The organism is Stenotrophomonas mexicanensis, from assembly GCF_032911605.1.
Taxonomy (GTDB): Bacteria; Pseudomonadota; Gammaproteobacteria; order Xanthomonadales; family Xanthomonadaceae; genus Stenotrophomonas; species Stenotrophomonas maltophilia_A.
The window spans coordinates 41,608-48,089 of the sequence record NZ_JAWJTG010000036.1 but is presented as its reverse complement, the minus strand read 5'-3'; the positions used below and the strand labels follow the sequence as shown (position 1 = coordinate 48,089).

Sequence of the window (6,482 nt, the reverse complement as noted above, 5' to 3'; positions counted from 1 at the left end):
GCCGGCCTTTGGCCGGCACACCCCTTTGTAGAGTCGAGCCATGCTCGACTGCAGAAAACACCAAGGTAGCGCCGGGCCATGCCCGGCGTTTTGACCCGAGAAGACAAGGAAACACCCATGGCCGACAAGCCCAAGCAGATGCTGCTCGATCCCGGTTTTGAACTGACCCTGCGCCCGATGCGCTACCCGCAGTTCTATGACATGTACCGGAACGCGATCAAGAACACCTGGACGGTGGAAGAGATCAACTTCCAGATCGACATCACCGATCTGCACAGCAAGATGTCGCCGGGCGAGCGTCACCTGATCCACCGCCTGGTCGCGTTCTTCGCCACCGGCGACTCGATCGTGTCCAACAACCTGGTGCTGAACCTGTACCAGCACTTGAACGCGCCCGAAGCGCGCATGTACCTGTCGCGCCAGCTGTACGAAGAAGCGCTGCACGTGCAGTTCTACCTGACCCTGCTCGACAACTACCTGCCGGATCCGGAAGAGCGCGTCAAAGCCTTCGCCGCGGTGGAGAACATCGACTCGATCAAGAAGAAGGCCGACTTCTGCTTCAAGTGGATCGACTCGATCCAGGACCTGAAGCGCATCGAGACCCGTGCCGAGCGCCGCCAGTTCCTGCTCAACCAGATCTGCTTCGCTGCGTGCATCGAAGGCCTGTTCTTCTTTGCTGCCTTCGCCTACGTGTACTACTTCCGTTCGCGCGGCCTGCTGCCGGGCCTGGCCTCGGGCACCAACTGGGTGTTCCGCGACGAGAGCGCGCACATGGAGTTCGCGTTCGAGTCGGTGCGCGTGGTGCGTGAGGAAGAACCGGACCTGTTCGACGACGAGATGAAGCAGCAGGTCTACGACATGCTGGCAGAAGCCATCGAATGCGAAGTGCAGTTCGCCGAGGACGTGCTGTCCGGTGGCGTGGCCGGCATCTCGACCCGCGACATGCGCCAGTACCTGCAGCACTGTGCCGACCAGCACTTCGCCAAGCTGGGCATGGAAAAGAAGTACAACGTGCGCAACCCGCTGCCGTTCATGGAACTGCAGGACGTGCAGGAGCTGACCAACTTCTTCGAACGCCGCGTCTCGGCCTACCAGGTCGGCGTGCAGGGCGAAGTCGCCTTCGACATGAACTTCTGATCGAACCGGTCAGATCTGTCGCAACGAAAAACCCCGGCCAACGCCGGGGTTTTTTGTTGGTAGCGCCGGGCCATGCCCGGCGGAGCCTGCCTGGTGCTACCGGCCGTCATGCTGCACGCGGGCCTTTGTAGAGTCGAGCTTGCTCGACTGCCGTTCGCGCAAAGCGGTCGAGCAAGCTCGACTCTACAATCAGCGTCGCCCTTCCACCGCCATGCGTACCGCCAGCCCGGCCAGCACCGTGCCCATCAGCCAGCGCTGCACCACCTGCCAGGTCGGGCGCGCGGCCAGGAAACCGGCGATGCTGCCAGCGGTCAGCGCAATCATGCCGTTCACGGTCACACTCACCGCGATCTGGGTGGAGCCCAGCACGATCGACTGCATCAGCACACCGCCTTCGCTGTCCGGGTGCAGGAACTGCGGCAGCAGCGACAGGTACATCACCGCCACTTTCGGGTTCAACAGATTGGTCAGGAAGCCCATCGTGAACAGCTTGCGCGGGCTGTCCTGCGGAAGCTCGCGTACCGCGAACGGCGAGCGGCCGCCGGGCTTGAGCGCCTGCCAGGCCAGGTACAGCAGGTACAGCGCGCCGCCGATGCGCAGCGCGTCGTAGGCGAACGGCACGGTCATCAGCAGGGCGGTGATGCCCAGTGCCGCACACAGCATGTAGAACACGAAGCCCAGCGCCACCCCGCCCAGCGAGATCAGGCCTGCCATCGGCCCCTGGCAGATCGAGCGTGAGATCAGGTAGATCATGTTCGGTCCGGGCGTGAGCACCATGGCCAGTGAAACCAGCGCGAAGGCCAGCAGGTCGGAAGTGGCGGGCATGGGCGGTCCTGGCAGTGGGCGTGGCGCAGTGTAACGCCTGCCGCAGGCGCGGCCTGCGCAGGCACCGCTGCTGGGTGACCGTTGCACGTGCATTCCGATGGCCATCACGCCGGTCGCTTAGAATCCGCAGCACCCCACACCGAAGCCCCCGCCATGACCCCCATCCCCGAGACCGTGCCGCCCACCGAAGTGCGCATGGCCGAAATCGTCTTTCCCAACCACACCAACCACCTTGGCACCCTGTTCGGTGGCCAGGCGCTGGCGTGGATGGACAAGGCCGCCTTCCTGGCCGCCGCCCGTTACTCGCGCCGCACCGTGGTGACCGCGCGCAGCGACCAGGTCGACTTCAAGCTGCCGATCCGCATCGGCCAGATGGTGGAAACCATCGGCCGCATCGTCGAAGTCGGCCGCAGCTCGATGAAGGTGGAGGTGGAACTGGTCGCCGAAGACCTGCACAGCGGCGAGCGCAAGCTGTGCACCCGCGGCCACTTCGTGATGATCGCGCTGGACGAGGAAGGCCACCCGATCGCGGTACCGCCGCTGCCGGCGGCCTGACCCGGCCAACGGACCGGCGCTTGCGGGGGCGCCACCGCGCCCCCATCTGGCAGCCATGACCCTGCCACTGACCGACTTCATCGACCGTGCCCAGCGCCTGTTCGTGCTGACCGGCGCCGGTTGCAGCACCGCCTCGGGCATTCCCGATTACCGGGATACCGACGGCCAGTGGAAACGCACGCCGCCGGTGACCTACCAGGCCTTCATGGGCGAGGCAGCCACCCGCCAGCGCTACTGGGCCCGCAGCCTGCTGGGCTGGCCGCGCTTCGGCCTGGCCCGGCCCAACGGTACCCACCAGGCCCTGGCTGCCCTGGAACGGCGCGGCAAGCTGCAGCTGCTGCTGACCCAGAATGTGGACGGCCTGCACCAGCGTGCCGGCAGCCACAACGTGATCGACCTGCATGGCCGCTTGGATCTGGTGCGCTGCATGGGCTGTGAGCGTCGCAGCGATCGTGAAGACTTCCAGCAGCGCTTGCTGGACGCCAATCCCGGCTGGGACGCGCTGGAGGCCGGCATCGCGCCCGATGGTGATGCCGATCTGGAGACCGATTTCTCCGCGTTCGTGGTGCCCGAGTGCCCGTATTGCAGCGGCCTGTTGAAGCCGGATGTGGTGTTCTTCGGCGAAAACGTGCCGCGGGAGCGCGTGCAGGCGGTGCAGGAGCACCTGCAGCAGGCCGACGCCGTGCTGGTGGTGGGTTCATCGCTGATGGTCTATTCCGGCTTCCGCTTCGTGCAGGCCGCAGCCAAGGCGGGGCTGCCGGTAGCCGCGTTGAACCGTGGCCGCACCCGCGCCGACGACCTGCTGCAGTTCAAGGATGAACGGGACTGCGCCGAGGCGCTGGCCGCGTGGGCCTCATCCTGAGCCGAGCACACGCTCGGCTGCACGCCCTCCGCGAAACAGCGATCCATCCAGACGGTTGATTCGCAGGCCGTGCGGCGGTGCAATACGCACCCCCTACGTCGTTCATCACCGTCTTGAGCCAGCTGTTTTCGCCGATCTCGTTCGGCCCCCTGACCCTGTCCAACCGCATCGTCATCGCGCCGATGTGCCAGTACTCCGCCGAAGACGGTCGCGCCAGCGATTGGCACGCCATGCATCTGGGCAACCTGGCGCAGTCCGGTGCCGGCCTGCTGATCCTGGAAGCCACCGCGGTCGAACCGCGCGGCCGCATCAGCTGGGCCGACCTGGGCCTGTGGGACGACGGCACCGAGGCCGCGCTGGCGCAGGTGCTGGCCAGCGTCCGCCGCTGGTCGCCGATGCCGCTGGGCGTCCAGCTGGGCCATGCCGGCCGCAAGGCCTCGGTGAGGCGTCCGTGGGACGGTGGTGGCCAGTTGCCGGCCGATGATGCGCGTGGCTGGGCCACCGTGGCGCCGTCGCCGCTGCCGTTCCATGCCGCCGATCCGGCACCGCAGGAACTGGACGAGGCCGGCATCGCCGAGGTCATCGCCGCCTTCGCCGCCAGTGCGGTGCGCGCCGAGCGCCTGGGCTTCGAGCTGATCGAGCTGCATGCCGCGCACGGTTATCTGCTGCACCAGTTCCTGTCGCCGCTGAGCAACCGCCGCACCGATGGCTACGGTGGCTCGCTGCCGAACCGCCTGCGCCTGCTGGTGGAGGTGTTCGATGCGGTGCGTGCGGCAGTGTCCGACAAGGTCGCGGTGGGCGTGCGCATCTCCGCCAGCGACTGGGTCGATGGCGGCTGGGATCTGGTGCAGAGCGAAGCGCTGGCGCAGGTGATGGACGCGCGCGGCTGCAACTTCCTGCATGTCTCCAGCGGTGGCCTGGACGAGCGCCAGAAGATCACCGTCGGCCCGGGCTATCAGGTGCCGTTCGCAGCGGCGATCAAGGCCAAGGTGCGCATGCCGGTCATCGCCGTGGGCATGATCACCGAACCGGAGCAGGCCGAATCGATCCTGCGCCATCGCCACGCCGATGCGGTAGCCCTGGCGCGCGGCATCCTCTACGACCCGCGCTGGCCGTGGCATGCCGCCGCCGCATTGCGCGACAGCGTGGAACCGGCGCCGCAGTACCTGCGCTGCGAGCCGCGCGATGCGCGCGGCGTGTTCAAGGCGCGCTGAGGCTCACACCCGCCAGGCAGGCGCCATGCCGGCCTGCAGGTGCTCGAACAGTGCGCGGATCTTGGCAGTGAAATCGCGGCGGTCGCTGACGCAGAAATAGACTTCCATCGGTTCGGGGCGCCATGCAGTGTCGGCGCCGAACACCGCCTGCAGGCGGCCATCGCGCAGGTACGGCTCGGCCACGAATGCGGCCAGCCGGGTGATGCCGGCACCGGCTGCGGCCAGCGTCGCCAGCGCATCGATGTCATCGCAGACCATGCTCGGCGGCAGTGCGGCGTCCACGCGCTGGCCATCCTTCAACAGGCCCCATCGCAGCGGCCGGCCATCGGTGGGGAAGCGGTGCAGCAGCCCGCGATGGCCGCTCAGCTCGGAGGGTTGCTGCGGGGTGCCGTGTGCCTTCAGATAGGCCGGCGAGGCACAGAACACGAACGGCACGCGCGCCAGCTGCCGTGCGACGACACCGTCCTCCAGCTGTGCACCGATGCGGATGCTGGCATCCACCGCTTCCGGGCCGTGTTGCACGGCGCGATCGGTCAGGCGCAGCTCCAGCTGCAGTTGCGGGTAGCGCTGCTGCAGCGACGGCAGCAAGGGGGCAAGCACGTGGCGACCAAAGGCGCTGCTGCTGGCGATGCGCAGTGGCCCGGCCGGTTCGATGTCACCAGAGGTGACCATCGCCTGTGCACGCGCCAGGTCGGCTTCGATGTGGCGCACCTGCGCCAGGTACAGCGCGCCGGCCTCGCTGAGCGCCAGCTGCCGCGTACTTCGGTTCAGCAACCGTACGCCCAGATGCGCCTCCAGCCGGTTGATGTTCTGGCCGACTGCGGTGGCGCTGATGCCAAGGATGCGGGCCGCGGCGGCAATGCTGCCGGTCTCTGCGGTGCGGGTGAAGCTGCGGATCAGTTGCAACAGGTTCATGACCGACCAGCTTGCCATGGAGAAACCCAAGTATCGCTTGGGACTGAACCAAGCAGGGCGGTTGCATCGGTGACCATCGATCCCGAGGACAGGCTGCTGCCCTACACTCGGGCGATGCGCCCCGATTCCATCCTCACCCTGTCCTGCCCCGACCGTACCGGCATCGTCTACCGCGTATCCGGCCTGCTGTTCGACCACGGTTGCAACATTCTCGACGCCCAGCAGTTCGGCGACGAGGAGAGCGGCCGCTTCTTCCTGCGCGTGCATTTCGATCGCGATGTCGGCCTGCCGCTGGAGACCGTGCACGCCGCCATGGCCACGCTCGCCGCCGGCTTCGGCATGGACTGGCAGCTGCATGATGGTCGCCGCCGCGCACGCCTGCTGGTGCTGGTCAGCAAGCAGGGGCACTGCCTCAACGACCTGCTGTTCCGTGCCCACAGCGGCCAGCTGAAGGTGGACATTGCCGCAGTAGCGTCCAACCACGCCGACTTCGCGTCATTGGCCGCGTCCTACCAGGTACCGTTCCACCACCTGCCGGTGACCGCAGATACGCGTGCGGTGCAGGAGCAGCAGATCATCGACCTGGTCGAGCGCGAACGCATCGACCTGGTGGTGCTGGCGCGCTACATGCAGATCCTGTCACCCACGCTGTGCCGCGCGCTGGCCGGCCGTGCGATCAACATCCACCACAGCTTCCTGCCCAGCTTCAAGGGCGCGCAGCCGTACCACCAGGCACACGCGCGCGGGGTCAAGATCATCGGCGCCACCGCGCACTACGTCACCGAGGATCTGGACGAAGGCCCGATCATCGAACAGGACGTGGCCCGCGTGGACCACGCGATGGCGCCGCGCGAGCTGGTGCGGCTGGGCAGCGATACCGAATCGCTGGTGCTGGCCCGCGCCGTTCGGCGCCATGTGGAGCACCGCATCTTGCTCAATGGGCACCGTACAGTCGTGTTCCGGTAGTGCCGGGC

The 6,482-nt window shown here is 67.1% G+C and carries 7 protein-coding genes; 5 read left to right on the top strand and 2 right to left on the bottom strand.

The genetic code is table 11. The annotated features are described in order from the left end of the window. Positions 1-117 precede the first annotated feature (117 nt). A complete protein-coding gene (locus tag R1L06_RS15190) occupies positions 118-1,137 on the top strand; it encodes a ribonucleotide-diphosphate reductase subunit beta (RefSeq protein WP_008264781.1) in 1,020 nt (339 codons plus the stop codon). Between the two features lie 189 nt (positions 1,138-1,326). Here R1L06_RS15190 and R1L06_RS15185 read toward each other — a convergent pair whose 3' ends face one another. Further along, complete coding sequence (locus R1L06_RS15185; RefSeq protein ID WP_317218123.1) at positions 1,327-1,962, bottom strand: LysE family translocator; 636 nt, start codon at positions 1,960-1,962, stop codon at positions 1,327-1,329. A gap of 153 nt (positions 1,963-2,115) precedes the next feature. Between R1L06_RS15185 and R1L06_RS15180 the strand changes: the two genes are divergently transcribed. The 3 genes from R1L06_RS15180 to R1L06_RS15170 all read left to right on the top strand — a co-directional run bounded on the left by R1L06_RS15180 (position 2,116) and on the right by R1L06_RS15170 (position 4,593). Next, positions 2,116-2,517, top strand: coding sequence for an acyl-CoA thioesterase (locus tag R1L06_RS15180; RefSeq protein ID WP_004153688.1), 402 nt, complete (start codon positions 2,116-2,118; stop codon positions 2,515-2,517). A 55-nt stretch (positions 2,518-2,572) separates the two neighbouring features. Then, positions 2,573-3,379, top strand: a complete 807-nt coding sequence (locus R1L06_RS15175; protein ID WP_317218122.1) for an NAD-dependent protein deacetylase — start codon at positions 2,573-2,575, stop codon at positions 3,377-3,379. Positions 3,380-3,492: 113 nt separating this feature from the next. Further along, the gene (locus R1L06_RS15170; RefSeq protein ID WP_180838045.1) at positions 3,493-4,593 is read left to right on the top strand and encodes an NADH:flavin oxidoreductase/NADH oxidase; all 1,101 of its coding nucleotides are present in this window, start codon (positions 3,493-3,495) and stop codon (positions 4,591-4,593) included. 3 nt (positions 4,594-4,596) lie between these two features. On the opposite strand, the gene R1L06_RS15165 is transcribed toward R1L06_RS15170, so the two are convergent. Continuing rightward, positions 4,597-5,508: a LysR family transcriptional regulator gene (locus R1L06_RS15165; RefSeq protein ID WP_049399772.1), complete on the bottom strand. Its 912-nt coding sequence runs from the start codon at positions 5,506-5,508 to the stop codon at positions 4,597-4,599. Positions 5,509-5,622: 114 nt separating this feature from the next. On the opposite strand from R1L06_RS15165, the gene purU reads away from it, so the two are divergent. Further along, entirely contained in the window at positions 5,623-6,474 is an 852-nt protein-coding gene (purU, locus tag R1L06_RS15160; RefSeq protein WP_317218124.1) for a formyltetrahydrofolate deformylase, read from the top strand. Positions 6,475-6,482 lie beyond the last annotated feature (8 nt).